Genomic DNA, 24,219 nt, shown 5'->3' on the forward strand with positions numbered 1-24,219 from the left:
TGATGCTTGTAAAGCGACTACGGTGACAAAGCCCGTTTTAGGCATTGTTTGCTCGATAACGAAGGAACTTTGTGAGTAAAAACACACAAAGCAGGGTACTGTTGAGCAACAACGCAGTCGTAAGACTGGCAAAATAACGGTTGCAAGTATCGATGCATAAAGCACCGGGAGAAAAAGTAATGCCGAGTAGGCTCAACCCTATTGCAGCGCCCAAGAGCACTTTAGGTGATAACCAGGTTGAAGCTCTGAATAGGTATATTAGTAGGGCTATCAGAACAAAAGGGGTGATAGCCCAAATTATGTTAGTCACGAGTGCCATAATTAAAGCTCAGGTATGTATCCGCCATACATCTGTTCACGTTAAAGTCATTTTTCCTCAGACAATCTCGCGCCTTCAGGGAGCTTTGATTGCGTCGTTTTTAGGCCAAACAGGTAACGCGTGAGGTTAAAAGGCCTGATGAAAAAACAACAAATGGCACCGCAAATGATGAGCGACGAAAACAACAGGCTCAATGATTTGACGGCAATACCCGCGTCCCACTGCACAATGTAAAATGCGAACGCCACAATTACGGTTTGATGCACAATATAAAAGGGGTAAATCAACTCATTGGTCAGGCGTAGCCAGTTGGGCGTTTTTTTGCACCAAGCACTGGCATAACCGATGAGGGTTAATAAGCCTGACCAGGAAACGAGTGCACTGATCAGCCACCAGAGTTGCCAGCGCATTTCTACCGACGCATATTCGCTAATGTCAGGTCTGTAGTACCAGGCATAGAATGTGACCGAGCTAAAGAGCAACCACTTAAAATTAGTGGCGCGGTTATGTTCCAGAGCGAACCAAATTTTAGGGCTTTTTATAAAGCACATACCAGCTAGAAAAAATAGCAAGAAGAACAGTGAGACTGACAGGTTGAATAAGCTTGGGTCTTGTGAAAGCATAACGGTTTTAAGGCACAGCCGCACCCCAATGACACCTAATCCCAGCAAGAACAGGCCATGTTTATGTTCCGCGATGCGTTCCAGTGCGCTGAGTAGCGCGCGGCCAGATGATGCTCCGAGCGCCAAATTAACCGGCACAGCCAGCAGCATAAAGATAAACAGAAACTCGATAAACCACAGGTGGTTGGCATTAAAAGCAAACATTAGGCTACGATATGCGTCTGCTAAATTGTGATATTCAGTGATGTTTTCGAAGTAAGCCTGGGGTGGTACGACAACCATCATTGCGAAGATCAGCGGGATAAGTAAGCGATGCAGTTTGGTGGTCAGGAAGGCGCCTGTTGATACTTTATTAAGCAGCAATACCGAACCTGCCCCCGCGATGAAGAATAAGGTGTGCAGTCTGACTTGCTCAAAATACACCATGATATCATCGAGAACCTTACTTGATTCATGGTTCATAACGTGCCAGCCATCTCCGTTAAATGGCATAAACACATGATGCAAAAAAACCGCAAAAATTAATAAGACTCTCAGCCAGTCTAATTCTGAGTAACGAGATTTGTCCATGTTGATTAATCCTTTATGACGTGAATTTCCCAGCTATCGACTGCCCATTTTAGTACTTATTATCATGCTCTGAAGCTGCGTTGGGCTGGTGCAGGGTTTAGCATATTATGAATACCTAAAAGGCTCAATGCAGTAAGTGTGTCTTGGCGGGCTTTGCTCGCGGGTAGTGAGGGTGAAGTCATGTAGCTCTAATAACTTGGTGCTTTATCGTGTGGCGTTGTTTCGTATCTATAGTGAAATGCAACCGTGCTAGTTTGATGCCGTTAGTTTTAGCGCTGGCCATTTGTTTAGCCATTGTTTTGAATGTACGCGTCTGTCAAAAATTGCCCTCGACCTTTTTGGGTTGTGGGTAATAAAGAGGCTGAACAGAGAGTCAAATCCAAAAGCTGAGATACATTCGTATGTGCTCGGTGCGACCTGTCTGACTGCCACAGCTGTTTCTTTTTCTGGCCAGTGATGCATCGCATCCAGGGTGCTGTGATAAGCGGGATCCCCATTATACTCATGCATTTTCGCCTGATTACGTACCTGCCAGTTAAGCCAGGGCATGCACTTGGTGAGTTGTGCTTCGTACTTTTGATAAGCATAGGGATCAGACTCAACAGGGTCGAAGTATATTACGTCTACATCATGTAATGGTGTGGAATGCTTGAATTCGTGCAGTGCGTCCCAGACTAAGTTACGAACAAAGCCGGCTGCGATATAGCATTGCGGTAAATCTAACTGCGCCACCAAATTGAGCGCTTCGACTCTGAGTTTATCTTGTTGAATAAGCGAGGTGATCTTAATCTCTGGTGTCTCATATAAGCGTTGGTTGCAGCAGTCCATTGGCTCTCCATTTGTTCTATAAAAATATAAATTACATGCACATAGCTCAGTGGAGTCAGGCATCTGTCTTATGGGTTCAGACAGTCTAGCTGGTTGGTTTGAGTGATGTATACCTTTAAGCGAAAAGACGCGGTGAAGCGTGAGGTGCTATCAGCCTTAAGATCCAAAGTGCTGTGCCTCTCGTATTATAGAGTGAACTAATATCAAACTGTGAGGTAGATATGAAACAGTTCGCACTCAAAATATATGACGCCTACACCTATATCTTTGACTCCACCAGAAACCCGCTTCGGCATATTCCGGACCCTGTGAGCCGCTTTCACATTATGACTGTTTTAGCCTGTATGTGGAGCTTCACCTTTGCAACCTACATCGGCAGTATGATTGTCTTTGGCATCAGCCTGGCTGCCCACATTATTCTGTTTTTGATGTTCTTTTTTACTATCTCTGTGTTCTATGATGCAGAGAAGAATAAATCCTCCTGGCTGCTAAAATTACGCCGGGACAAACTGAAACAAAGTTAAAGCACGCGGCTGGCAGGTAACGCGCGCCGGAACGCCCGGACAATTTTGTGCAATTGTGTGCCGTCCCTTGTGATGTGCGGCACGCTTCTTTGTAGATAACTTTTTCAGGCAGCTTAGTAGCGCGGCGACAACACTAAAGTCACACAAAAGCGCCTGGCGTCATGGTTAATGTTAAGTTGCCATTGCAGCTCGTCGCACAGTTTGCGTGCTAAATCCAGACCCAGCCCATAGCCCGATCCATTGTTGAGTTCCTCCTCCTGATCCGGGCCTTGCCCGGTTTTAGTGTGCTCATCGTTATGTTCACGATTTTCAATCTCTATAATATGCTGTGTTTGTGTGATTGAAATCGTGCCATGATGAGTGTGATGTAAGGCATTTCTGAGCAGATTACCAATGACGATGGTTGCGCCGGATTGTGACAATTCACACTGGTAGTCATCACTGTGTATAGCCACATCAATGTGTTTTCTCTGCTTAAGGTAAGCCAGATCTTCCAGTTGAGCGTCTATCAGGTCAGCCAGCCTGATTGCTTTTAAATCTCTCAGAGGTTGTCCTTTTCGACTTAGCCACAGCAGAGTCTCTGTGAGTGCCACCATCGCCTGGCTGGCGTGATCGATGCGCATCAGTGCTTTTTTATTTTTGTCATCAGGCGTGTCGCCAAGGCGATGCAACAGCTCCACGCTGCTGCGGATCACTGCAATGGGGGTACGCAGCTCGTGGCTGGCATAGCTGACAAACTCCTGCTCCCGATCAAGACTGTGCTTGACCTGTTGCAGGCTTTGCTGGATCAGTTCGGCCAGCGTGGTCAGCTCATGGTAGCGAAATACCGGAGGGGGGTCGCCGAGCGTATGATGATCCAACCCGGCAGCCCAGTCATGTAGCTTTGCCACAGGTCGGGTGACGGTACGCATTAATATCACCAGCACGGCGGCAAACAACGCGAGGGTGCCCAGCGCAAATAGCACCCCTAATATTTCCGGTCCCTGAAACCAGGTTTTAGGTGGCATTTTGGGCGCGGTAAAATGGTGAGCAACAAAGCCAGACTGACCATCCGGCTTTTCGAAATACAGTACAAAGCGGGCTTCACTGGGGCGGGAGAGCATATTATCCCGGGTTACCTGTTTATATAACGCATTCGTTTCAAGTTCCTGACGCGAAAAGGTGGCACGAATGGTCTGGGGTAAATCTTGCCAATGTCTGGCCACCACAAAGTTGTGTGCCCATACTGGTTGACCGGGTTGCGGGTGGTGCGCCTGGGCGACATTCAGCATAGTGCCTTTCATCATGTCATCGAGTCCGGTAAAAAAGCTGTTGGTCCACAGTATGGACAACAAACTGATCACCAAGGTGGCTAGTACCAGCAGGGCAGCAACAATATAGCGGCGCAGGCTCATATGTATGGGGGCCATTAAACGCGTTCCTTATGGCAATGGAGTTTAAACCCTTGTCTCGGGATGGCATTGAGGGTGAGCATCGGGTCGCACACTGAGAGCGCTTTACGCAGGTGATGAATATGTACCTTAAGTGCATTACTGTCGGGTTGTTCATCACCCCAAACGGCCTGTAATAGCACCTGTCTCGTCACCATGTTTGGATAAGCACGCAGCAGGGTTTCGAGGATGATCATGCCTGTCGGGCTGAGTTTGAGCGGGGCGCCCTGGTAAGTGGCTTCCCGGTTATCCAGGTCCAGGTGTAATTCAGCCAGTTCCAGTCGTTTAACTTCACCACTTTTACGTTTGGCTAAGGTTCTGACTCGCACCACCAGCTCGGCCATGGCAAAGGGTTTGACCAGGTAGTCATCACAGCCGGTGGCAAAACCTGCCAGTTTGTCTTCGAGCTGATCCCGCGCTGTAAGCATAATCACCGAGGTATCATTGCCCTCGTCGCGCAGTGTCTGACAGATCTGTAAGCCATCCATGCGCGGCAGGTTCAAATCCAGAATGATCACCTGATACGGATTGTCGCGGATCAGATTGAGCGCGGCAATGCCGTTGGCTGCGTGGTCGCAGATAATGTTTTCCAGCTCAAAGTAATCAATGATGTTCCCGGCCAGCGCCAGGTCATCCTCAACTAAAATGACGTTGATCATGAGGTACATACTCCGTACGAGTGGGGCGGAACCGGCTCAGCTGGGCTGAGATATCGTCGCTGATCAGCAGCAATACCGGGATTAAAAACAACGTAATGGCCGTGGCAAACAAAATTCCGTAACCGAGGGAGGCCGCTGCGGGTATCAAAAATTGCGCCTGCTGAGAGGTTTCACCCAAAATCGGGTATAGCCCGGCAAAGGTGGTCAGTGACGTCAGCAAGATTGCACGCAGACGGCCGGTGCAGGCTTCAAGTAACGCATTGTGCATGGTTTTCCCCTCACGGCGATGGCGATTAAACTGGCTGACTAGCAGAAGGCTGTCGTTGATCACCACGCCGCTGAGCGCCAGTATGCCATTTAAGGATAGAATACTGAGCGTTAAACCTAAGCCCCAGTGACCTAAAATCGCGCCTACAAAGCCAAACGGAATAACCGACATGATGATCAGTGGCTGCCAATATGATTTCAGTGGGATAGCCAGCAGTGCATAGATAGCCAGTAGCGCCAACAAATAGGCGGAGCTCATCGAGTCGGTGGCTTCTTTTTGGTGCTCGGCTTCCCCGGCAAAATGTAGGTTCAGATCCGGGTACTGAGCACGCAATCCAGGTACCACGTTGTGTTTGAGCCTGGCCACCAGCTCGGTGGGCGTCAGCAGGGCTTTATTCACCGCAGCGGAGACCGTTACTGCTCTGACGCCGTTGATCCGGGTAATGGACTGTACTTCGCTGGTATAGGTAACGTTTGCGACGTTGCCAAGCGGCACGGTCCGTCCGTCCGGGGCACGCACTCTGGCTGCAAGCACATCAGCCTGCTCGCTGCGCTCAGCCAGTGGATAACGCACTCGCACTTTCACTTCGTCTTTGTCCCGCATATAACGTTGTACGACCTCACCACCAAAAGCTTGTAGTAGCTGGCGTGCCAGCAATTGAGTGGTAAACCCGCGCATTTCGCCTTCTTCGGTGACTTCAAAGTGCATAGTGGCTTCGCCGGGTGCCAGAGAGCTGTCGATGCTGTGTACGCCATTTATCTCACGCAATGCCTGTTGCAGGTTTGCTTCGGCACCCTCTAACGTGTCGTTGCTGCTACTTTTTAACTCCACCTTAAAATTGGAAACGCGCGCCAGTTGTGCCTGAATATGCAAGGTTTTGCTGGCTTCCGGGGTGCCCGCCAGAGTCCTCCAGCGTTTCGCCAGTTCGCTCAGGGTATAGGGCTGGGTGCCAGCCAGCTCCACATTGAGTGTGCCGCTTTGATCGCCAGTTGCGCTGACCGACACGCTGGTGATGTGGCTGAGGTTTTGCTCATCCAGCAATTGCTGCTCGGCCTGATATAGCTGTGCCTCAAGCTGATCCAGATTGCGGGCGGTCTGGCCAAAGCTGGCGTCGTTGTAAAGAGTCATGGTGGCAGTGATGGTATCGGCGGGCAGTTCGGGGAAAAAGCCGACCCTGACAACTCCCTGAGTGATCAGACTGGCAGTCAGAAAAAACAGCGCAAGAAACCCCATCAGTACGGCGTAACGAAAGTGCATAATGCGTTCCAAAGAAGGCCGATAAAAGCGTTGATTAAAGCCAGTAAGCAGCGCATCTGCGCTTTGCTGCACACTATGCCAGAGTACGGTGAGGCGGTTTGGTCGATGTATTTGCTGGGTGTTAATGTGGGCCAGGTGTGCCGGTAAGATCAATTTAGACTCTACTACCGACAGCAACAGGCATAAGGTAACCACAGTACCAAACTGAGCATACAGCACACCTAGCCCGCCGGAGATATTGGCCAGCGCGGCAAAGGCTGCCACGGTGGTTAATACGCCAAACAAGGTGGGGACGGCGACCAGCTGCGTGCCTTTGATGGTGTTGCTGAGCGTGTCGCCAAAGCGTTGTCGGGTTGAATAAATGCTTTCACCCACTACCACGGCATCATCCACGACGATACCCAGCGCCATAATAAAGCCAAAGGTAGTCATTTCATTGAGTGTCATGCCGGTGTAGGGTTCGGTCATAAAATAGAGGCTGCCGAAGAACACAAAGGGCAGGCCCGCGGCGACCCAGAAGGCGACTTTCAGATTTAGAAACAGTGCCAATACCATAAACACCAAGGCAATGCCGCTCAGCGCGTTCAGGCTCAGCAGACTCAGGCGCTCCGTGATCAGTGTCGAATTGTCATACCAGGTGATCAGTGAGGCCCCTTCGGGTAATTTGCTTTGCCATCTGGCTACGACGGCTTTGGCTTGCGCCACACTATTGCTCATGTCGCCGTATTCGTCCATAACGATAGTGATGCCGTAAGTGGGATGGCCATTAAACCGAGCCAGGTGAAAACTGTCGTCTGCAAAAGTATCTTGCAGTGTGGCCACATCGCTGAGTCGAATGCTTTTGCCTGTTTGTGAGGTTGCCACGACAATCGACGCAAAGTCGGCGGCATAAAGCGCCTGCTCGGCGGCTTTCAGGCGCAGCACTTTATCGGGGTTACGCAGGCTGGTGGTCAGTGCCGTGCCGGAATATTGATTGATGGCTTCGGCGACCTCGCTGAAACTAAGCTGATAGGCTTGCAGGCGGGCTTCGTCTATTTCAATGGCCACCAATGGGTCGCGGTGATCCGGCTGACTGAGTGTCGCGATATTAGGCTGAGCCAGTAAGTCATCCGCAAGCTGGCTCCCAAGGGTTTGTAGTGTCTGAGCAGACAGGGCGCCAAATAATTGCACCCGGATCACCTCTTGCTCCCGCTGTGCGGTGGTGATCACGGGCTGCTCAGCATCCTGCGGCAGATTGTAGATGGCATCCACCTGGTTTTTTACCTCTCTTTGCAAGGTATCCAGATCGTGTTGCGCGGTCTTTTCTACCAGTACCTGCACGCTGCTGGCACTGGCCGTGGTGGTGATGCGTTTTATCCCTTTCACAGACTCCAGCGCATTTTCAATTGCAACGGCAATGCCTTGCTCGGCCTGGGCGGCACTGCCACTGGGGTAAGCGACACTGATCTGTATGGTATCCGGCTCCTGTTGTGGGAAGCCCTCCTTGCGCAAACTACCGGCACTGCTCAGTCCGAGTAAGATCACCGCTAGCATGAGCAGGTTGGCTGCCACCGGGTTTTTAGCAAACCAGGCTATCAGGGAAAAACGCTCAGTCATGGCTGTGCTCCTGTTGAATAGGGGTAACTTGCATGCCATCGAGATAGGCACTTAAAGGACGTACGACGATATTGGCCTGGTGTAAGTCTGTGGGGGCATTAATATACAGGTCACCGTGCTGGCGAAACTGGATCTGCGGGGTAAAGTGCGCCAAGCGGTTTTCTTTGTCGACATACCAGATGAGGTTTTGTTGTGACAGGGCTGAGGCGGGAACACGCCACAAGTCATCTTGCTTAATCCCCTGTATCTGAGCCTGCACTTAACTGCCAAAGTACAGTGGCTGGGTTTGATCCAGTGGCTTATCGACGGTGACTATTGCCAGACGCTGGCGCGATTGCGGATCAATATACTGGCTCAGGCGTGATACCCGCCCATGCCATTGAGTTTGCCCACCGACATGGGTTGTATCACTGAGTGCGACATGCCAGCCACCTTCTGGCATCGACTCTGCGGGCAAATGCTGCCATTGCTCGGTACTGAGTTCAATCGTGATTTCGGCCTGTGCGGTACTGTAAAGTGTGGCAATGGCGCTACCCGGTTGCACATAACTGCCAGGCTGAACTGAACGCTTTACTATGGTGGCATCAAAGGGCAGGGTGAACTGACTGGCTGCCAGGTTATATCGTGCGCTATTCAACTGTGCTTCGGCCAGGCTCAGCTGAGCGGCGACAACTTGTTGCTGTGGCGCACGTAGCGGCTGCAATACATTGTGGCTGTCAGTGCTGGCCAGTTGTCGCCACTGCATCTTATTTGGGTCGCTCTGGAGCTTTTCTGCTTCCGCATCGAGCGTAGCCTGTGCCAGTGAGACTTCGGCGTTCGCCAGCGTTTGCTGAAGCTGTGTGTCATCCAGCCGTGCCAGTACGGTGCCCGCCGACAGCCGTTCTCCCTGTTTAAAGTCTGGGTGGAGCTGGGTCACCCGGCCGCCAATTTCGCTAGTGAGCGTCAGTGTATGCGAGGCGCTTACGGTACCGTGACCAGTAATGATGTGGGTGTAGCTGGCCGTTTTTACGGGCGTGATTGTGACCTGAGGTGGTGTAACAAGTGCGCTTGTACCCTGAGAGGGCTCTGTGGCCGGCGAGACTTTCGTGTCGGCGCCCCCCAGAGAAGGGATCGCAAAGACAATGCCAGCACACAGGCCACAAAAGGCCAGCTGTGTGATGAGTAAACGATTATTGAGTAACGTCATGGTGAACTCTCTGAATGATATACCCGTTGATGTTCTGTGCGGGCGAAACGTATTCGCCAGTGTAGTGAGTGAATGGTTAAAGGCGGGTTAAGTACACCGGGTGATGTGGGTAATGACCGGGCTTCACAAAAAAGCCGCAGCTAGGACTGCGGCTTGGGAGGCGATATCACAGCGAATACCAGCTCGCTTATGTGAGCCGATTGGTATTGGATATCAGTTGGGCAAAGTTGCGTTGTCTGCCCGGTTTGGCTTGCGGCTTCTTTTTTCGCGCGACGTGCCATCAGCCTCGATGACATCGACCTGAATGCTGACGCCCTCATTCTGGCCATCCCCTGAGACCAGAAAGTAGTACCAGCCAGGCACTGGGCTATCTATTCTGAGAAATTCGCTGTTGTCTGCGCGACGTGAGGCAAAGGTATACATGTCCCGGCCGGGCCAGAATGTACCAGCAAACAGATCACTGTTACCGTCACCGTGTCGGGTGCGGATTTCGAGTGTACTGCCCGGGTCCGTCACTTTAATAAAAAAGTAACTGTCACCGGGGGCGGCGCACTGGGCTTTGCCTGATAAGAGTTCAGTATAACCACTTGGCAAGCCCTCAATACAGGCATTGACGATGTCCCGTGGCAGCTCACCGGGTTCTCGTAAGGCACTGTCGACGCCTGCTGCAACAGACAGCTCCTGGTAGCCATTTGGGTCTAACACTGAGACGAAATGACGACCCCGGTTCACCGTGACTTTGAGTACCTGCTCAGTGCCGGTGCCGCGGGACGTAGCTTGTGCATTTTGCGGATCTGCCCATTGGTAGGCATTATAAAACAAGCGCGGTTGCCCTGTGCCACTGCGGCTGCTGAAATACAAAGTGGTATTGTCTTGTGCCACATCGACATAAAAGTAATGGGCTTTCCCTGAGATACATTCTCCCTGGTCCAGCATTAAGCGGCTGCCTGTGACCGCAGTATCACCCTGAGCGCAATCCGCGGGTAAGTACAATGGCACGCCCTGATAATTTTTGGCGTACAGTTGCAAGCCGTCGGGGTCACCTTCATGAGGTTGTGGCAACCAGGCGGCAAGGCAATCTGCCTGTTTAACACAGGGGTCGGTCAGTGCTTTCATAAAGTTGACTAAATCGGCTTTTTCCTGGGTACTGAGTTCTAATTTACGCAGTACCGGTGCACCATCGGTGATTTCATCATCGATGATTTTAGCGGCGGCATCGGTATGCTGACGGGTATCAGGGAATAAGTCGACACAGTTTTTGATGTCTTTAAACTGAGGTTGTTTGCACCAGCCCTGGTTGTCTATGTAGTCTTCTAATATGGCATGGTAGTCATCGTAATGCTCAATCACTTCTTCCAGCGTATCGTAATTGCCTGCATGACCGTAAGGGCCGGTGACTTCGACGTTCAGCAAAGTGGTGGAGCGAAAGCTATAGATGTCAGCCAGGTTCTGATTGCGCAGGGTTCGGCCACGATCATTGCTTTCATCACCGGCTTCACCAATGCCGGGACCTATTTGTGGGAAGGCCAGCCTGTGATAATTAGTGCCTTTGGTCTGGCTAAAGCTGTCGGTGTTGTGGCAGCCAATGCACTGGGTTGGCAAAAAATCGGGTTCACTACCGCCATCAGACGGGGGCGGCGGCATGTAAAGATATAAAAAGGCACCGCGTTTTTGTGACGTTGTCAGTGCGGTTTTATCTCCCTGCACGTATCTGTTCCAGGGATTATCCGTCATATTCATTGATTGCTGGTAGGCTGCCAGCGCACGGGTGATATTATCAAAAGTGACAATCTCTTCAGCGCTTTTATCACCATATACCGCTGCGAAATAATCCCGCCACTGATTGCGAAATAACTCGCCCTGGGCATTGCCATAGTTGCCTATTCGCGCAGCCAGATGGGCTCTGACGGCATCATTAGGCGCGCCTTTCATAAACTCAAAGCCTTGCATTTCTGAGGGGGTGACCACCGGAAAGCGTGCTTGCGCTGCTAACAGCGAGTCGCCCGCATTTGGATCGGCTTCACCATAAGGGACATCCGGTGTACTGATCCCCTGCTCAGGGTTTAGCCAGTCCAGAAACTCCACCCGGGCATCACGAAACAGGCTGCGTTTATGCACCCAGGCATTGAAGATACTGGGGGAGTTGCGTGGCACGTAGAATTGTCCTGTGGTGGTTTTACGGCCCGGCCCGAGTACATCCGGATCTTGTGCCAGGGTACCGACGGGCAGGGAGAGGCCATCGCCGCCACCCAGGTAGGGGTGATGGCAGCTGGCGCAAGCCACTTGCTTGTCACCACTCAGTGCCTTGGTGAAAAACAGCAGTTTGCCCAGTTTAACCTCAGGGTCATCGACACCGGGTAAGTCAAATCCGCTAGCCGGCTTGCCAGTCAGGCCATGCTGAATAATTAACTCTGTGAGTGCCTGGTCTAAATTATCGGGTATGGGCAGTGCGCAAGTGCTAAACGCACTGCCCATCAGCAGTGCAAATGCACTCGTTTTAACCTTTATCATGTTGATCTTCCTTTCGCTACAGTTGCTTTTGGGGGCGGACGAAGCCGATTCAAAGGTCAAATTAACGTGTATAGGGTTAAGTAAAGGTTAAAGTGGAAATGGGAGTAAAAATTCCCAAATTAGTAATAATGCGTATGAAAAAATGGTCTGATCAAAACATGAGCTATTTTAATAAATGTTTTTTAACGAAAGATTATTTATTAATCTCCAGTTGATTTAAATAAATATTTCTTTAATTTAGGCTTTTTAGGGATATTAAAACCTGATATTGTTACCGCGATTTTTGTAACTAACCAAAGGAAATTAAGATGTTACTTAAACTAAGCAAAAAGACCGTTAAGAACCTTAACACCTCATCTGCTAAACTCAATCCACAGCAAACCCCACAGGTTGCAGGTGGTACTAACCTGGACACGCTGATGTGTCTGAAAACCATGCAGTGCCCACAAACCTGGCAGTGCGCTTAATCGCTAATTTATGATCGACTCGGGGTGACCTGGGCGGTTATATCTTTAGTTTCTTGCTAGACAATGTTGTTGATCGTAGGCCAGTTTACTGGCCTGCTTTGTGTCTGAACGCAGCGTAGCAATTCCTTTTATTGCGAAGAGATCCATCTTCATTCCATCTTTAAGAGCACAATTGGTAACATCAGCTTAAGGCGTGACCCGGGTTATACCTTCCATATAAAGGCAAGTATCTGTTTATGTATCAACGTGCCGCTCAGCTGGCCAACGCGCATAACCTGTAATTCTGGTAATGACCCGAGCTATCTTCAGATTACCATTGCTGTTACAGCTGTACAGAAGTGTCATTAATGGGTAGGAGCCTACGCATTATCTTGAGCTTTCTATATTTATGTGTGTCCATTTACTCGTTAATTTCAGATATACCATATTATGAGTAAACTTCTGTACATTAGTTGATCAGTGGAACCTTAATATGGAAGAAGTGACCCTGCAGACGTTTGTTATTTGGTAAGCTGGCTCAGGGGCAGGCACTGAAGGAGTTGCTTATTAATGTAGTGGGCTTGAAGCAGGAGGTTTACGCAAACTTAGTAAGCATCTCTCGCAAAACACTCTTAGATATAGAAAATGACCGAGGGAATTATAAAACGGAAGTGTTAAACAAAGCTTTTAAGCCATTTGGTTTGAAGATTGGGCTGGTTCCTACATCCCCAACCATGCTAATGGGCCTGTTAGCGGACAATACGCATTCTGAAGAGTGAACCCGCAAGGGCCGAGCTCTGCCTTTGCTGACATGCGAGGTATTTGGTTCTTAGTAGTCCGAATGTATCGTGTTTGCACTGCAATTGTGTGAGCCATTTGTTTGTCTAAAGTTGCTGTGCACATTTAGGTAGGTGTTCGTACATCGCTGTGATCTGAGGGGAAAGTGCACCTATGGATATATTCATAAGTGCACTCAAAAAATTGAACTTAGCCTGTAGTTCAAGATCGTCTGACCTATCACTTAGGTGGTAAATCAGGGCTTTCAGCGCCGTAAATCCTTGGTGGTAAGTCTGGGCTGCCAGCGCCACCACCCGAGCGCCTTTTGGGCAAGTCTGGGCTACCAGCACCCAACAATTGCGGTGGTAAGTCGCGACTTATGATTGTGCCCCCAATGCCTGCGGAGATAATGCTCAGCAGGCCGCTTGGAATGGTACGTGTGTTCATTTGATCATTCCTTTTTAATCAACTTGATTGGCTGATTACATCTATGGATATATTCATAAATGTGCTTGTGTGCAGCTTATCCATTGTAATTTTCTCAGTCTTTAGTGACTGCTTTACGAGGTGGCAGGCTAGGGCTGTTAGCAGGGCCACCAGCTCCACCTTTAATGGCTTTTGTTAAGTGATGTGGAACCTCACAATTGCTCACTATCTCATCTTTTTTTGTTTTATTCGGATCAATTAGCCGAGGTGGCAGGCCAGGACTGCCTGCAGGGCCACCAATACAACCCATTACTCTTATTAAAAGGTGTTTTGGAATGATTTTACTTTTCATAACTTAAATTCCTTTCTCTTATCGGGGTTTTGGCTGCATAAGTCAGCAGCGCTAGAGACATCAAAATGTGCAGTGCGGTACTCACAAAATCCCTTACATATAGCTTGATGTAGGCATTGTTAATAATGAACTCTGAGTAAAGCAGTACTTCAATGTAGGTAATGCTATTTATGATTATTGAAATGGTCAGCAAAAAGAAGAACGCCCCTTCTTGCAGAGAGAAATAATGGTTCTCAGAAACTCGATAAAAATACTCGAACCCTGATTTTTGATATAACCAATCTGCAAGTGGTTTACGATAAATAATCGTCAGTAAAAAAGCTAGGTTCATAGCCACACACCAAATATAAAAATGGGTATGCCAGGTTAATACTATTGGGGCCATTAACTCATCGAGCAGCTCCACAGAGGCAAAGGTAATCAAGAACCATCTGGCACACTCGTATCGCCAGGTTTTAATCAGTGCAAACAGCATAATTGGCAGCTGCATGTATGTAACAAAGGTATAAATATCCATGGTTAATCCTGCTTTTTAATACTGTCCTTTTGTTCTTCTTGTGATGATGTGCTATCCCTTTCGGGCAGAAAGCCAAGATAGGCAGCAAAGATATCTTTACCGCATATCAGCATAATTTCAAACATTTGTACATGGGTTAAATCGGTGCGGCCGGATTCCCAGTTGCTGATGGTGCTCTGATCGACCCCCAGCTTTTTTGCCAGCCCCTGCTGAGACAGATCCATCTCAAGGCGCACTCTGCGCAGAGACACCCTGACCTGGTCTCTGAACTTATTAACCTTGTCTTTCCTTAGGTTTGAGTTGTTCTTCATTATTGTGACCGCGCCTCCCTGACAGGCATGCAAATCGGAATCGAAAGTAACAGACGGATAGATTCGGGGAATGTAACAGTCGGTTAATTTTGTGTCAATTGTATCTTTTTGGTTAACGGGATGGAGGGGGAAGGAAGAACAGGGCACGGTCGTGCCCTGCGAGAAGCATAGATTAGTGCGCTACTACAATCAGGCGAATGGCGTCCAGTTTGACCTGAGCTTTGCTGATGTGCTCGCTAAGTGCACTGCGTTGTTTATCGAATACCTGAATTTCTTCGTCGCGGATATTCGGGTTAACCGCTTTCAGTGCCTGCAAGCGGGCCTGCTCGTCACTCAGGCGGGTTTCCATCTGTGCTTGTGCAGCCTGTTGCAGGTCAGCCATCTGTGCTTTGGCCTGCTCTTCGGCTTTGCTGATCAGCGGGTGAATACCCGATTGCAGTGCATTGGCCAGTTTACTGGCGGTCTGACGACCAACGGCAGAGAGCTGGTTGTTAAAGGCATCAAATGCCACGTTTTGTGCCAGATCGTTACCGCTTTTATCCATTAGCACCCGGATCGGTGTGGGTGGCATGAAACGGCCAATTTGCAGTGATTTCGGCGCCGACGTTTCGGCCACAAAGATCAGCTCAACAAAGAAAGTACCTACCGGCAGTTTGTTGTTCTTCAGCAGGGCAACTGAGGCACAACCAAAGTCGTCGTCACAGATCATGTCCATCACGCCTTCCACCATAGGGTGATCCCAGCTGATAAACTGAGCATCTTCCTGTGAAAGTGAAGTAGCACGGTCAAACGTTACTGTGATGCCGTCGTCTTTCAGGCTTGGGAAAGACGGGTTGAGCATGTGCTCGGTTGGCTTCAGGATAATGGTGTTTTCACCTTTGTCTTCCTGGTTTACTCCAAAGATGTCGAACACATTGATCATGTAAGTGGGTAAGACAACGTCGTCGTCCAGCGCCTCAATTTCTTCAACAATGCCATCGGCTTTGCCCATACCGCTTGAATGCAGTTCCAGCAGACGGTCGCGACCTTGCTCCATTTTGGCGCGTAGCACAGTGTTCTGTTTGGCAACCTGCTCAAGTAACGGGTCTAGTTCTTCTTCGTCACAGTTGTGTGCGGCAACCAGTTCGAGTAAATCTTCAGAGAATTCTTTGTAAAGCAACTGGCCAGTGGTGCTGGTGGTTTCGAACGCATCCAGTGCTTCGTCATACCAGCGTAGCAGTACTTCCTGGGCAGTATTAGCAAAGTAAGGCACATGAATATTCACATCCTGCTGCTGACCAATACGATCCAGACGACCAATACGTTGTTCCAGCAGATCCGGGTTCAGCGGCAAATCGAACAGTACCAGGTGGTGGGCAAACTGGAAGTTACGCCCTTCTGAGCCAATTTCTGAACACAGCAGTACCTGGGCAGAATCATATTCATCGGCAAAGTACGCCGCAGCGCGGTCACGCTCTAAGATAGACATCCCTTCATGGAATACGGCTGACTTAATGCCTTCGCGTTCACGCAGGGTTTGCTCCAGGCTGATGGCGGTTTGTGCTTCAGCACAGATCAGTAGCACCTTTTGCTGTTTAAGCTCCTTGAGCTTATCGATCAGCCAGGCAACACGCGGGTCGAACTGGGTCCAGCTGGCGCTTTCGCCTTCAAACTCCTGGAAGATTTTTTCCGGGAACAGAGCTCGCAGAGCACTTTTATCTGCACTTTGAATACCGCCCAGGTTACCCATGACAGAAATAGCGGTTTTGTACTGCTTTGGCATCTCAACAGGACAGGCATGCAATATACGGCTAGGGTAGCCGTCAATACCACTGCGGCTGTTGCGGAATAAAATACGGCCTGTGCCATGGCGGTCAAGCAGGTTGTTTAGCAGCGTTTGTTTGGCCGACTCCTCTCCCTGTTCAACCTGGCTAAGCAGATCGGTGATGTCGGTTTCTTTTAACAGCTCGGTCAGGGTTGCTTTGGCTTTGTCGTCCAGCGCGGCGTCTTGTAGCAGTTTATTGGCGGCATCGGCGACTTCTTTATAATGGCTTTCTTCTTCCACAAAAGCGTCGTAATCGTAAAATCTATCAGGGTCAAGCAATTGCAGACGAGCAAAGTGGCTGCGATGGCCAAGTTGATCTGGTGTGGCGGTCAGCAGGATCAAACCAGCAATGTCCTGGCTTAGCTCAGCAATGCGTTGGTACTCGGTGCTTGGTTTGTCTTTTTCTATCGTCAGGTGGTGCGCTTCATCAACAACCAACAGATCCCAGTCTGCTAACGTTGCCTGCTCAAACCAGCGGCGTTTCTTGGTGATAAATTCCAGGCTCACCAACACCAATTGCTCGGTTTCAAATACGTTTGGTGAATCCGCAAAGGCTTCGTCACAGCGGTCTTCATCAAAAATAGAGAAGTGCAAGTTGAAGCGGCGCAGCATTTCAACCAGCCACTGATGTTGCAGGCTTTCAGGCACGACGATCAGTACACGGCTGGCACGGCCCATCAGAATTTGCTGATGTAGGATCATGCCGGCTTCAATGGTTTTACCTAAACCAACTTCGTCCGACAGTAAAACTCTGGGCGCGAAACGTTTGCCTACTTCATCGGCTATATAAAGCTGGTGAGGGATCAGGCTGGCACGCTGACCAATGAGGCCTTTTAAATGAGACTGCTGGCGATTGAACTGATGTTGCCAGGTTTGATAGCGCAGCGTGTAACGGTCAAATCGATCAACCTGACCTGCAAATAAGCGGTCCTGAGGCTTATTAAACTTAATGAAGTGATCCAAAAAGGTTTCTTTTAATGTGACTGGTTCTTCGTTATCGATACGTTCGCCGTGGTAACACAGCAAGTCGCCTTGTTCTTCAACTTTTTCAACACGCATTTCCCATTCGTCAACACAGCGGATCACATCGCCGGGATTAAAAATCACGCGGGTAACCGGGGCTTCCTGTACAGAATACACGCGGTTTTCACCACTGGCAGGAAACAATATGGTCACCTGGCGACCTTCCAATGCCACTATGGTGCCCAATCCTAAATCTGACTCAGTATCACTGATCCAGCGCTGACCTAAGGAAAAATTCATGCTTGTCTCGTCTCGCGGAAAAAAGGCGGCCATGGTACCGAGAAGCACCGCCTTGTTCAAGGTTGTGAGACAACGATAAACGTACATAAACTGTGATTTTTTTCACATTATGCTATTGACCTGAGCGAACACAGGAGCCTGGGCTACTTGTTGTCCTGTTTGGCGTTATTTCTGGCCACAGTGTTTACGTCCTCACGACGAAAAATAAGCATAGCTTACGTGGTGAAAATTGACGGATTTATGGTGCGTTGTCATCGCTGGTGGTTCATGCCGCTGTCATAAAAACGACTTTTGTGACAAATAGACTAAACTTAGGGTAAGAGCATTGGCTTGCTTGGCGACCAAGTCTTTGTTCAGTAGTAGTTTTCACTAAATAGGAACGCACTATGGGAAATGATGACCTCGACCGTAAAATGTATGTGTTAGATACCAACGTACTTCTTCACGAACCCCTCGCTTTCTTTTCATTTCAGGAACACGACGTAGTAATCCCCATGACAGTTCTGGAAGAGCTGGACCACATAAAAGACAGAAAACGCGACGTCAGCAGCGATGCCAGGGTGGCCATTCGCAGCCTTGATGACGTGTTGCGTAACGCCTCGCCAGAGCAAATGCTGGAGGGGGTTTCCTTGCCCAAAGTGCAGCGCGATACGCATAAACCCGCGAGCAGCGGTAAGCTCATCGTGATTAACGATCACTTGTATCCGGACAGCATCTCTGGTTTACCGGGTAACGAAAATGACCACCGAATTATTAACTGCGCCATTCAATTACAGAAACAATACTCAGATAAAAAAGTGGTGCTAGTCACCAAAGACATTAATATGCGCCTTAAGGCCAAAGGGGCCGGACTCAAATTTGTAGAGGATTACCGCACTGACCAGCTCATTGATGACATTAACCTGCTGACCTCGGGGTATAATAAGTTTACCGGGGACTTCTGGGCCAATGTGGGTGAGTGCCAGACAGAGCAGCAGGGCCGTTACACCTTGCATCAGGTGCCCGCGAAACTAATGCCGGAAGTCTTTGTCAATGAATACCTGATAGATGATGGGGAGCACTTTGCTGCCCGGGTGGTGGGCTATGATACAGAGCACGTAACACTAAAAGACATTAGCGTTGAGCGCCTGATGCATCAACAGGCCTGGGGCGTAGCGCCTAAAAATGTCTATCAGGGTATGGCGCTGGATGCGTTGCTGGATCCAAATATCGAGTTGGTGATCCTGACAGGCCCGGCTGGTTGCGGTAAAACCTTACTGGCGCTGGCCAGTGCGCTGGAAATGATCATAGAGAAAGGTGTATACGATAAGGTGATTGTAACTCGTAACACCCCGGAAATTGCAGAAAGCATTGGCTTTTTACCGGGCACGGAAGAAGAAAAAATGGCCCCTTGGCTGGCGGCAATCACGGATACGCTGGAGGTATTACACAAACACGACGAGAGCCCCATTTCGAGCCGTAACTATATTATGGAAAAGGCCAACATCCAGTTTAAGTCGGTCAACTTTATGCGTGGACGCAGTATCCAAAATGCGGTGGTGATTTTGGACGAGAGCCAGAACCTCACAGCCTCTCAGTTAAAAACCATTATCACGCGCTGTGGTGAGGGCACTAAACTTATTTGTACCGGTAACCTGGCGCAGATAGACAGTAATTATCTGACCCCTGTGACTTCAGGGCTGACTTATATTGTTGAGCGCTTCAAAGATTTTGAAGGCTCTGCCACCATTAATCTTAATGGCGTGGTGAGAAGTCGCCTCGCGTCATTTGCCGAGCAAAACTTGTAACACCAGGCGGATCCTTGCGGTCCGCTTATTTCTTATCCTGGCTTTCTAACTCACTTGAAAGATTGGCATGTGCTCGTTACTCTTGCTAAAACAAGGAACTAACGTCGAGCCATTGCGTGCCGGAATTTCTCCCTCTTAAGAACTATCGTAAGGCGATCAGTATTGCCTTGCTGGTGCCCATGTTGCTGGCTGTGGTGCTGTGCTTTCATCTGTATCAGATTAAGCTAGAGCGCCAGTATCAAGTGTATCAGGCCCAATTTTTCGTGCTTGCCGGACAAGTTGAGCAAGAAACACTGGCTGCGCAAACGGTTATCACCAGTGTTCGCAATAGTCTGGCCGAACCTATCCGCTATCAGCTCGATGCACTGTGGCAGCAGAATATTCGTCAGCAGGCAGGTTATTTTTATCGTCAGTTACCAGATAATGGGGGAGAGGTTGTGGGGCTGGGTCGTTTTGTGCCAACGCCACAGCTGATAGCTCAATGGCAGCAGATTATGGCTTTGGGCCCCAGTTTCAATACCGCGCTTGCCCTAATTGATGAGCTCGAAGCGGTGGTATTTATTCAGGAAAACGGCTTTGCCTTTGTCAAACGGCGTGATACCAGCCAGAGCAACCTGTTAACGGCCATTGTTGAATCACGCTTCACACCACAATTCAGTCAGGGGATCACGGCCACCAGCATGCCTACCCGGGTATTTGGTAAGTACTACTTTGCACTGGGGCAGCGTTTGACCAGTGGCTCACAATCACAGATCCTGCTGATTTATGATGTTGAAAAACTTGCCAGCCGACTGCAGCAAATGACCTTTGGTGGAGGAACACTAGCACTGAAAGGCACGCAGCCGGGTGTCATATTGGCTTCCAGCAAAGGCTATCAGGATCTGGACGACAGCCTGGTGCGCAATGCTAAGCTGCCCTGGGAGGGTGGCGTTCGCTTTAACTATCGTCCGACCGGACAGCCTTTTACCTTACGGTTTGTTCAGGATGAAGCCCGTTTTTCTGCACCGGCGCGATATGAGGTGATACTGGAACTGGGGTTTTTGATCATATTTATTGTCTTTACCTTTGTCGCTTACGTTTGGCTTAACGCGCAAGTATTTATCCGACCCCTCAAGCATTTTGTCAGATATCTGACTTATCAGGAGCACACCCCGGAAGCGACGATGAATTATGCTGTTCCGAGAGACTGGCAACCATGGTTCAGAGAAATAAAACAGGTTGTGACACAGAAGCGGCATGCATTACAACAGTTGCAGGAAAGTAATATCAAACTGGATGAGCAAGTACAGCGACAGAAGAAAGCCCTGTCGCGTAGTTTAGAGGCCAAGGAACGCCAGGCGGCATTACTTAAAACGGTCCTGAACTCGGTGCCTGATTTGGTTTACTACAAAAATATAGATGGTTCATTTATTGGCTGCAATGAGGCGTTTGAGCGATTTATGGGAGTCGCTCAGGCCGGCCTGGTTGCGCGTGAACACCTGGAAGTGACAGAGCGTCACCAGGCTTTACTGGATCTTGAGCAAACCATGAATGTTCAGGGACAAAGCCTTACCGATACCCTGATGCTGGAGGGAAGTAGTTATCTGATTACCGTTTCGCCTTTGTACAACGATCTGCGTAAACGTATCGGGACTTTGGGGGTAGCACGGGATATCAGTGAGCAGCAACAGGCTTTGACAGCGTTACGGGCGTCCGAGCAGAACTTTAAAGCTGCCATCGAGTATGCGCCCAATGGAGTGATTTTACTGTCTATTGACCGACTCGTGCTGGAACTTAACCGGACGGCACGTAAGTTATTTGTGCGCGTTGATGTTGGCAGTAGTTTGTACAGCGTGTTTGAAGACGCTGATGTTGAGGCGTTGAATGATGTGCTGGATCATTGCTTACAGGAACGACAGGGGGCCAGTGAACTGAGTCTGGCTCAGCAAGACCCCAAACGCTGGCTACACCTGAGTGTCTCTCTGGTCTGGGACAAACAAAAGAACCCCAAGTACTTTGTTATCCATGTACAAAATGTGACTGCACTGGTGCGTGCCCGGTTGGATGCAGAGCGTGCTAATCATGCCAAAAGCCGCTTTATTGCTAATATCAGCCATGAGATCCGCACGCCTATTAATGCCATTTTGGGGATGGTGAGTATTCTCAAGCCTGAGCTGAATAGCCAGAAAGAACAACAAAAGCTTGAGCAAATCGAAAGCGCCGCGCAGCAGTTGCTGACCATGCTGAATGACATTCTTAATTTTGCCCGGCTGGAAAGCGGGCAGGGTAAACCCAACAACCAGCCATTTTGTCTGGTTGATCTGATCTCCAGCCTGAGTGGCCTGATCGCACCACTGAGCAGTGCCAGGCAACTTGAGTTCGAGATAGAGGTAGACCCTTTTATCTGGCCGAGGTTGATTGGTGATGAAGCACGTATCAAGCTGGTATTAATGAACCTGCTGGGCAACGCGGTCAAGTTCACAGAGTATGGCAAGGTAGGCCTGAGCCTGTCTTTGCAACCAGGCGTACAGGCACCTGAGCAGACTATCCAGTTTTGTGTCTGGGATACTGGCCCAGGGATCAGTGAACAGGATCAGGCACGTTTATTCGATGCGTTTACTCAGGGAAATGAAAGCAGCTCTCGCCCTCATGAAGGCATTGGGCTTGGTCTGGCTATTGTGAAACAGGTGATCCAGTTACTGGGCGGCGAAGTGTCGTTAACGAGTAAGCCCGACGTCGGCAGTCGATTTGAGTTTACCCTGCGATTAGAGCGTGCGGCGTTATCTGATGAGCAAAGCCGCAAATCGCTATTTTTGATTTTGGATGGACAGGCCCCTTTGCCTTATCTGGCCCACCAGGGGGTTCACCAGGGCAGCCTGGCTGATTTGAGTGCGCTCAGTCAGTCGAGCCCGGTTCATTACCTGGCGTCTAATGACCCTGCCCACGTCCGTGCACTGAGTCAGTCGGAGCCTGGGTTGAACGCAAAGTGGTTGGTGCCTGACACAGGAGCATTTTCACAGTTGTTGCCCGCTGACTCTGAGGCGATCAGACTAGCTCAGCCGGTGTTCTACCAGAGCCTGAGTACCTGCACATTGGAAGTACCAAAAGCCGCGTCACCGAATACCTGCATCTTATCGCCTTTGTTGTGTATTGTGGTGGATGACAATCCAGTTAATTTGGATATCAGCAGGACGGTATTGGAACAACGCGGTGCCACTGTGGTCGCACTGAGTAGTGCTGAAAATATCGTTGCGATTTGTCAGAAGCTGCGCCCGGATGTGGTGTTGATGGATTTGTACATGCCTAACATTGATGGCTATGAAGCCAGCCGACAATTGCGCAGTCAGTTTGATCAACAAAGTTTGCCTATTGTTGCCTTAACCGCCAATGCCCATGAGCAGGAAAAGCAGCAGGCTATGGCAACTGGATTAAATGGCTTTTTAGTTAAGCCTGTGGCCCCGGTCGATCTGTGTGCGGCGCTTCAGGACTACGTGCCAGATAACGATACGGTATTTGATTATCCGTTTGCTTTGTCACAAATGATGGGCAATGAAGCGCTGGTACGTACCATGCTGGAAAAGTTTGCTAAGCTTGGTGAGGAATACATCGCATCTTTACACAAAGCGCTGAGCGCAGCTGAGCTATTTAGTCTGGCTCACACCATCAAAGGGTCAGCAGCAGGGTTAGGATTACACCGATTAGCGGCTCAGGCGCGCATATGTGAAGCCGCTGCGAAGCAAGCAAATGAAGATGCACCTGATCAATTACCATGTGATCAAACGCAGTTGCTGGCAGCAGCAGAACAAACTTTGTGTTTTATTTCGTTTTGGCTAAAAGGATAAGAAAATGCACAAATCGGCCCATATTCTGGTTCTAGATCCGGATCCACTCAACCGGGTGGTGCTACAAAATACCCTCGAAGAAACCTACCTGGTGACACTGAGTTCGTCACCTGAGCAGGCGCAGGAAGAGCTGAACAGCACTTGCGTGGACCTGATCATTATGGACAATCAGCAGCTCGGTGATAGGGCAGAGGTGTTTTTGCAAACGTTAAAGGCGAACCCCGAAACAGCGCAATTGCCTGTGATAGTGATCTCCGCAAGCGCCAGTTTTTTGGATGAAGCACAAAGCCTGCAACAGGGCGCGGTCGACTATATTACCAAGCCGTTTAACCCCAATATTGTTAAAGCGAGGATAAAAATTCATCTGGCCATTAAGCAGCGTAATGATCAGCTTAGTGAGCAGGCCCTAGTTGATGGCATGACATCATTACCAAACAGGCGGGCACTGGATAAAACTTTGGCAATGTTCTGGCGGCAATGTGCTTCGGGGGTTCGGCCGCTGGCAGTGTTTGTATTGGGTGTTGATCATTTTGAGCGTTACAACAAGTTATTCGGTCATGCCCGAGGCGATGAATGCCTATATAAAATTGCCCAGGTAGTGGCGGGTATCATCAATAATATGGATGGATTTACGGCTCGCTATGATGGCGGACGTTTTGTGGCGTTGCTGCAAGATATCAGTGAAGTTGAAGCTCAGGAAGTGGCCGAGGCCATTCATATGGCGGTTGCAGCCTTAGCGATTCGGCACCCTGAATCGCCGACTTGTGCCCATGTAACAGTGAGTGCGGGCATTTGTTATACCAAAGCTGATTTTGCCCGAGCACACCGGGATCCGCTGGACTTGGCTGCCACGGCCCTGAATGATGCACGCGAACGGCAACAAAAAGCGGTGTTGAGTGTGGTGTAAAGGTTCAGTGCTAAGTTGCACTGAACCGTGTCAGTAG

18 protein-coding genes are annotated in these 24,219 nt (G+C 49.5%); 5 read left to right on the forward strand and 13 right to left on the reverse strand.

Translation table 11 applies throughout. The features are described from left to right. Window positions 1-366: 366 nt before the first annotated feature. Both AT705_RS17305 and AT705_RS17310 read right to left on the reverse strand, forming a co-directional pair. Complete coding sequence (locus AT705_RS17305) at window positions 367-1,512, reverse strand: acyltransferase family protein (protein ID WP_058797517.1); 1,146 nt, start codon at window positions 1,510-1,512, stop codon at window positions 367-369. Between the two features lie 249 nt (window positions 1,513-1,761). Further along, window positions 1,762-2,340 carry a nucleotidyltransferase family protein gene (locus tag AT705_RS17310; RefSeq protein ID WP_058797518.1) on the reverse strand — a complete coding sequence of 193 codons (579 nt, stop codon included), beginning with the start codon at window positions 2,338-2,340 and terminating at the stop codon, window positions 1,762-1,764. Between the two features lie 221 nt (window positions 2,341-2,561). Between AT705_RS17310 and AT705_RS17315 the strand changes: the two genes are divergently transcribed. Further along, entirely contained in the window at window positions 2,562-2,864 is a 303-nt protein-coding gene (locus tag AT705_RS17315) for a hypothetical protein (RefSeq protein ID WP_058797519.1), read from the forward strand. A 113-nt stretch (window positions 2,865-2,977) separates the two neighbouring features. On the opposite strand, the gene AT705_RS17320 is transcribed toward AT705_RS17315, so the two are convergent. The 6 genes from AT705_RS17320 to AT705_RS17345 all read right to left on the reverse strand — a co-directional run bounded on the left by AT705_RS17320 (window position 2,978) and on the right by AT705_RS17345 (window position 11,771). Further along, window positions 2,978-4,273, reverse strand: coding sequence for a sensor histidine kinase (locus tag AT705_RS17320; protein ID WP_058797520.1), 1,296 nt, complete (start codon window positions 4,271-4,273; stop codon window positions 2,978-2,980). Continuing rightward, window positions 4,273-4,953: a response regulator transcription factor gene (locus tag AT705_RS17325; protein ID WP_058797521.1), complete on the reverse strand. Its 681-nt coding sequence runs from the start codon at window positions 4,951-4,953 to the stop codon at window positions 4,273-4,275. Before AT705_RS17325 ends, AT705_RS17320 begins: the two co-directional genes overlap by 1 nt. Further along, window positions 4,931-8,074, reverse strand: a complete 3,144-nt coding sequence (locus tag AT705_RS17330) for an efflux RND transporter permease subunit (RefSeq protein ID WP_058797522.1) — start codon at window positions 8,072-8,074, stop codon at window positions 4,931-4,933. The genes AT705_RS17325 and AT705_RS17330 overlap by 23 nt, the downstream gene beginning before the upstream one ends. Beyond that, window positions 8,067-8,333, reverse strand: a complete 267-nt coding sequence (locus AT705_RS17335; RefSeq protein WP_058797523.1) for a hypothetical protein — start codon at window positions 8,331-8,333, stop codon at window positions 8,067-8,069. The genes AT705_RS17330 and AT705_RS17335 overlap by 8 nt, the downstream gene beginning before the upstream one ends. Beyond that, window positions 8,334-9,260 carry an efflux RND transporter periplasmic adaptor subunit gene (locus AT705_RS17340; RefSeq protein ID WP_058797524.1) on the reverse strand — a complete coding sequence of 309 codons (927 nt, stop codon included), beginning with the start codon at window positions 9,258-9,260 and terminating at the stop codon, window positions 8,334-8,336. A gap of 213 nt (window positions 9,261-9,473) precedes the next feature. Beyond that, window positions 9,474-11,771 carry a cytochrome c peroxidase gene (locus tag AT705_RS17345; RefSeq protein WP_058797525.1) on the reverse strand — a complete coding sequence of 766 codons (2,298 nt, stop codon included), beginning with the start codon at window positions 11,769-11,771 and terminating at the stop codon, window positions 9,474-9,476. 308 nt (window positions 11,772-12,079) lie between these two features. Between AT705_RS17345 and AT705_RS25330 the strand changes: the two genes are divergently transcribed. After that, window positions 12,080-12,238, forward strand: a complete 159-nt coding sequence (locus tag AT705_RS25330) for a hypothetical protein (protein WP_155946265.1) — start codon at window positions 12,080-12,082, stop codon at window positions 12,236-12,238. 996 nt (window positions 12,239-13,234) lie between these two features. Here the strand turns inward: AT705_RS25330 and AT705_RS17355 are convergent. The 5 genes from AT705_RS17355 to rapA all read right to left on the reverse strand — a co-directional run bounded on the left by AT705_RS17355 (window position 13,235) and on the right by rapA (window position 17,667). After that, window positions 13,235-13,441 (reverse strand): hypothetical protein, encoded by a 207-nt coding sequence (locus AT705_RS17355; protein ID WP_058797526.1) that lies wholly within the window; start codon window positions 13,439-13,441, stop codon window positions 13,235-13,237. Window positions 13,442-13,535: 94 nt separating this feature from the next. Next, window positions 13,536-13,772, reverse strand: coding sequence for a hypothetical protein (locus AT705_RS17360; protein ID WP_058797527.1), 237 nt, complete (start codon window positions 13,770-13,772; stop codon window positions 13,536-13,538). Further along, window positions 13,762-14,289, reverse strand: a complete 528-nt coding sequence (locus AT705_RS17365; protein WP_058797528.1) for a hypothetical protein — start codon at window positions 14,287-14,289, stop codon at window positions 13,762-13,764. The genes AT705_RS17360 and AT705_RS17365 overlap by 11 nt, the downstream gene beginning before the upstream one ends. 2 nt (window positions 14,290-14,291) lie before the next feature. Beyond that, window positions 14,292-14,600: a helix-turn-helix transcriptional regulator gene (locus tag AT705_RS17370; RefSeq protein WP_237113745.1), complete on the reverse strand. Its 309-nt coding sequence runs from the start codon at window positions 14,598-14,600 to the stop codon at window positions 14,292-14,294. Between the two features lie 172 nt (window positions 14,601-14,772). Further along, window positions 14,773-17,667: an RNA polymerase-associated protein RapA gene (gene rapA / locus AT705_RS17375; protein WP_058798042.1), complete on the reverse strand. Its 2,895-nt coding sequence runs from the start codon at window positions 17,665-17,667 to the stop codon at window positions 14,773-14,775. 386 nt (window positions 17,668-18,053) lie between these two features. Here rapA and AT705_RS17380 point away from each other — a divergent pair, with 386 nt between their 5' ends. From AT705_RS17380 to AT705_RS17390, 3 genes are all read left to right on the forward strand, one after another. Further along, the gene (locus tag AT705_RS17380) at window positions 18,054-19,454 is read left to right on the forward strand and encodes a PhoH family protein (protein WP_058797530.1); all 1,401 of its coding nucleotides are present in this window, start codon (window positions 18,054-18,056) and stop codon (window positions 19,452-19,454) included. Between the two features lie 116 nt (window positions 19,455-19,570). Further along, the gene (locus AT705_RS17385) at window positions 19,571-23,275 is read left to right on the forward strand and encodes a PAS domain-containing hybrid sensor histidine kinase/response regulator (protein ID WP_058797531.1); all 3,705 of its coding nucleotides are present in this window, start codon (window positions 19,571-19,573) and stop codon (window positions 23,273-23,275) included. 4 nt (window positions 23,276-23,279) lie between these two features. Continuing rightward, entirely contained in the window at window positions 23,280-24,182 is a 903-nt protein-coding gene (locus AT705_RS17390) for a GGDEF domain-containing response regulator (protein WP_058797532.1), read from the forward strand. Window positions 24,183-24,219 lie beyond the last annotated feature (37 nt).

This window comes from Pseudoalteromonas rubra (genome assembly GCF_001482385.1).
GTDB lineage: Bacteria > Pseudomonadota > Gammaproteobacteria > Enterobacterales > Alteromonadaceae > Pseudoalteromonas > Pseudoalteromonas ardens.

Bases quoted from the DNA above. Each gene is read 5' to 3' on its own strand.
- AT705_RS17305 (WP_058797517.1), bottom strand. From the start codon at position 1,512: ATGGACAAATCTCGTTACTCAGAATTAGACTGGCTGAGAGTCTTATTA.
- AT705_RS17310 (WP_058797518.1), bottom strand. From the start codon at position 2,340: ATGGACTGCTGCAACCAACGCTTATATGAGACACCAGAGATTAAGATC.
- AT705_RS17315 (WP_058797519.1), top strand. From the start codon at position 2,562: ATGAAACAGTTCGCACTCAAAATATATGACGCCTACACCTATATCTTT.
- AT705_RS17320 (WP_058797520.1), bottom strand. From the start codon at position 4,273: ATGGCCCCCATACATATGAGCCTGCGCCGCTATATTGTTGCTGCCCTG.
- AT705_RS17325 (WP_058797521.1), bottom strand. From the start codon at position 4,953: ATGATCAACGTCATTTTAGTTGAGGATGACCTGGCGCTGGCCGGGAAC.
- AT705_RS17330 (WP_058797522.1), bottom strand. From the start codon at position 8,074: ATGACTGAGCGTTTTTCCCTGATAGCCTGGTTTGCTAAAAACCCGGTG.
- AT705_RS17340 (WP_058797524.1), bottom strand. From the start codon at position 9,260: ATGACGTTACTCAATAATCGTTTACTCATCACACAGCTGGCCTTTTGT.
- AT705_RS17345 (WP_058797525.1), bottom strand. From the start codon at position 11,771: ATGATAAAGGTTAAAACGAGTGCATTTGCACTGCTGATGGGCAGTGCG.
- AT705_RS25330 (WP_155946265.1), top strand. From the start codon at position 12,080: ATGTTACTTAAACTAAGCAAAAAGACCGTTAAGAACCTTAACACCTCA.
- AT705_RS17355 (WP_058797526.1), bottom strand. From the start codon at position 13,441: ATGAACACACGTACCATTCCAAGCGGCCTGCTGAGCATTATCTCCGCA.
- AT705_RS17360 (WP_058797527.1), bottom strand. From the start codon at position 13,772: ATGAAAAGTAAAATCATTCCAAAACACCTTTTAATAAGAGTAATGGGT.
- AT705_RS17365 (WP_058797528.1), bottom strand. From the start codon at position 14,289: ATGGATATTTATACCTTTGTTACATACATGCAGCTGCCAATTATGCTG.
- AT705_RS17370 (WP_237113745.1), bottom strand. From the start codon at position 14,600: ATGAAGAACAACTCAAACCTAAGGAAAGACAAGGTTAATAAGTTCAGA.
- rapA (WP_058798042.1), bottom strand. From the start codon at position 17,667: ATGAATTTTTCCTTAGGTCAGCGCTGGATCAGTGATACTGAGTCAGAT.
- AT705_RS17380 (WP_058797530.1), top strand. From the start codon at position 18,054: ATGGGAAATGATGACCTCGACCGTAAAATGTATGTGTTAGATACCAAC.
- AT705_RS17390 (WP_058797532.1), top strand. From the start codon at position 23,280: ATGCACAAATCGGCCCATATTCTGGTTCTAGATCCGGATCCACTCAAC.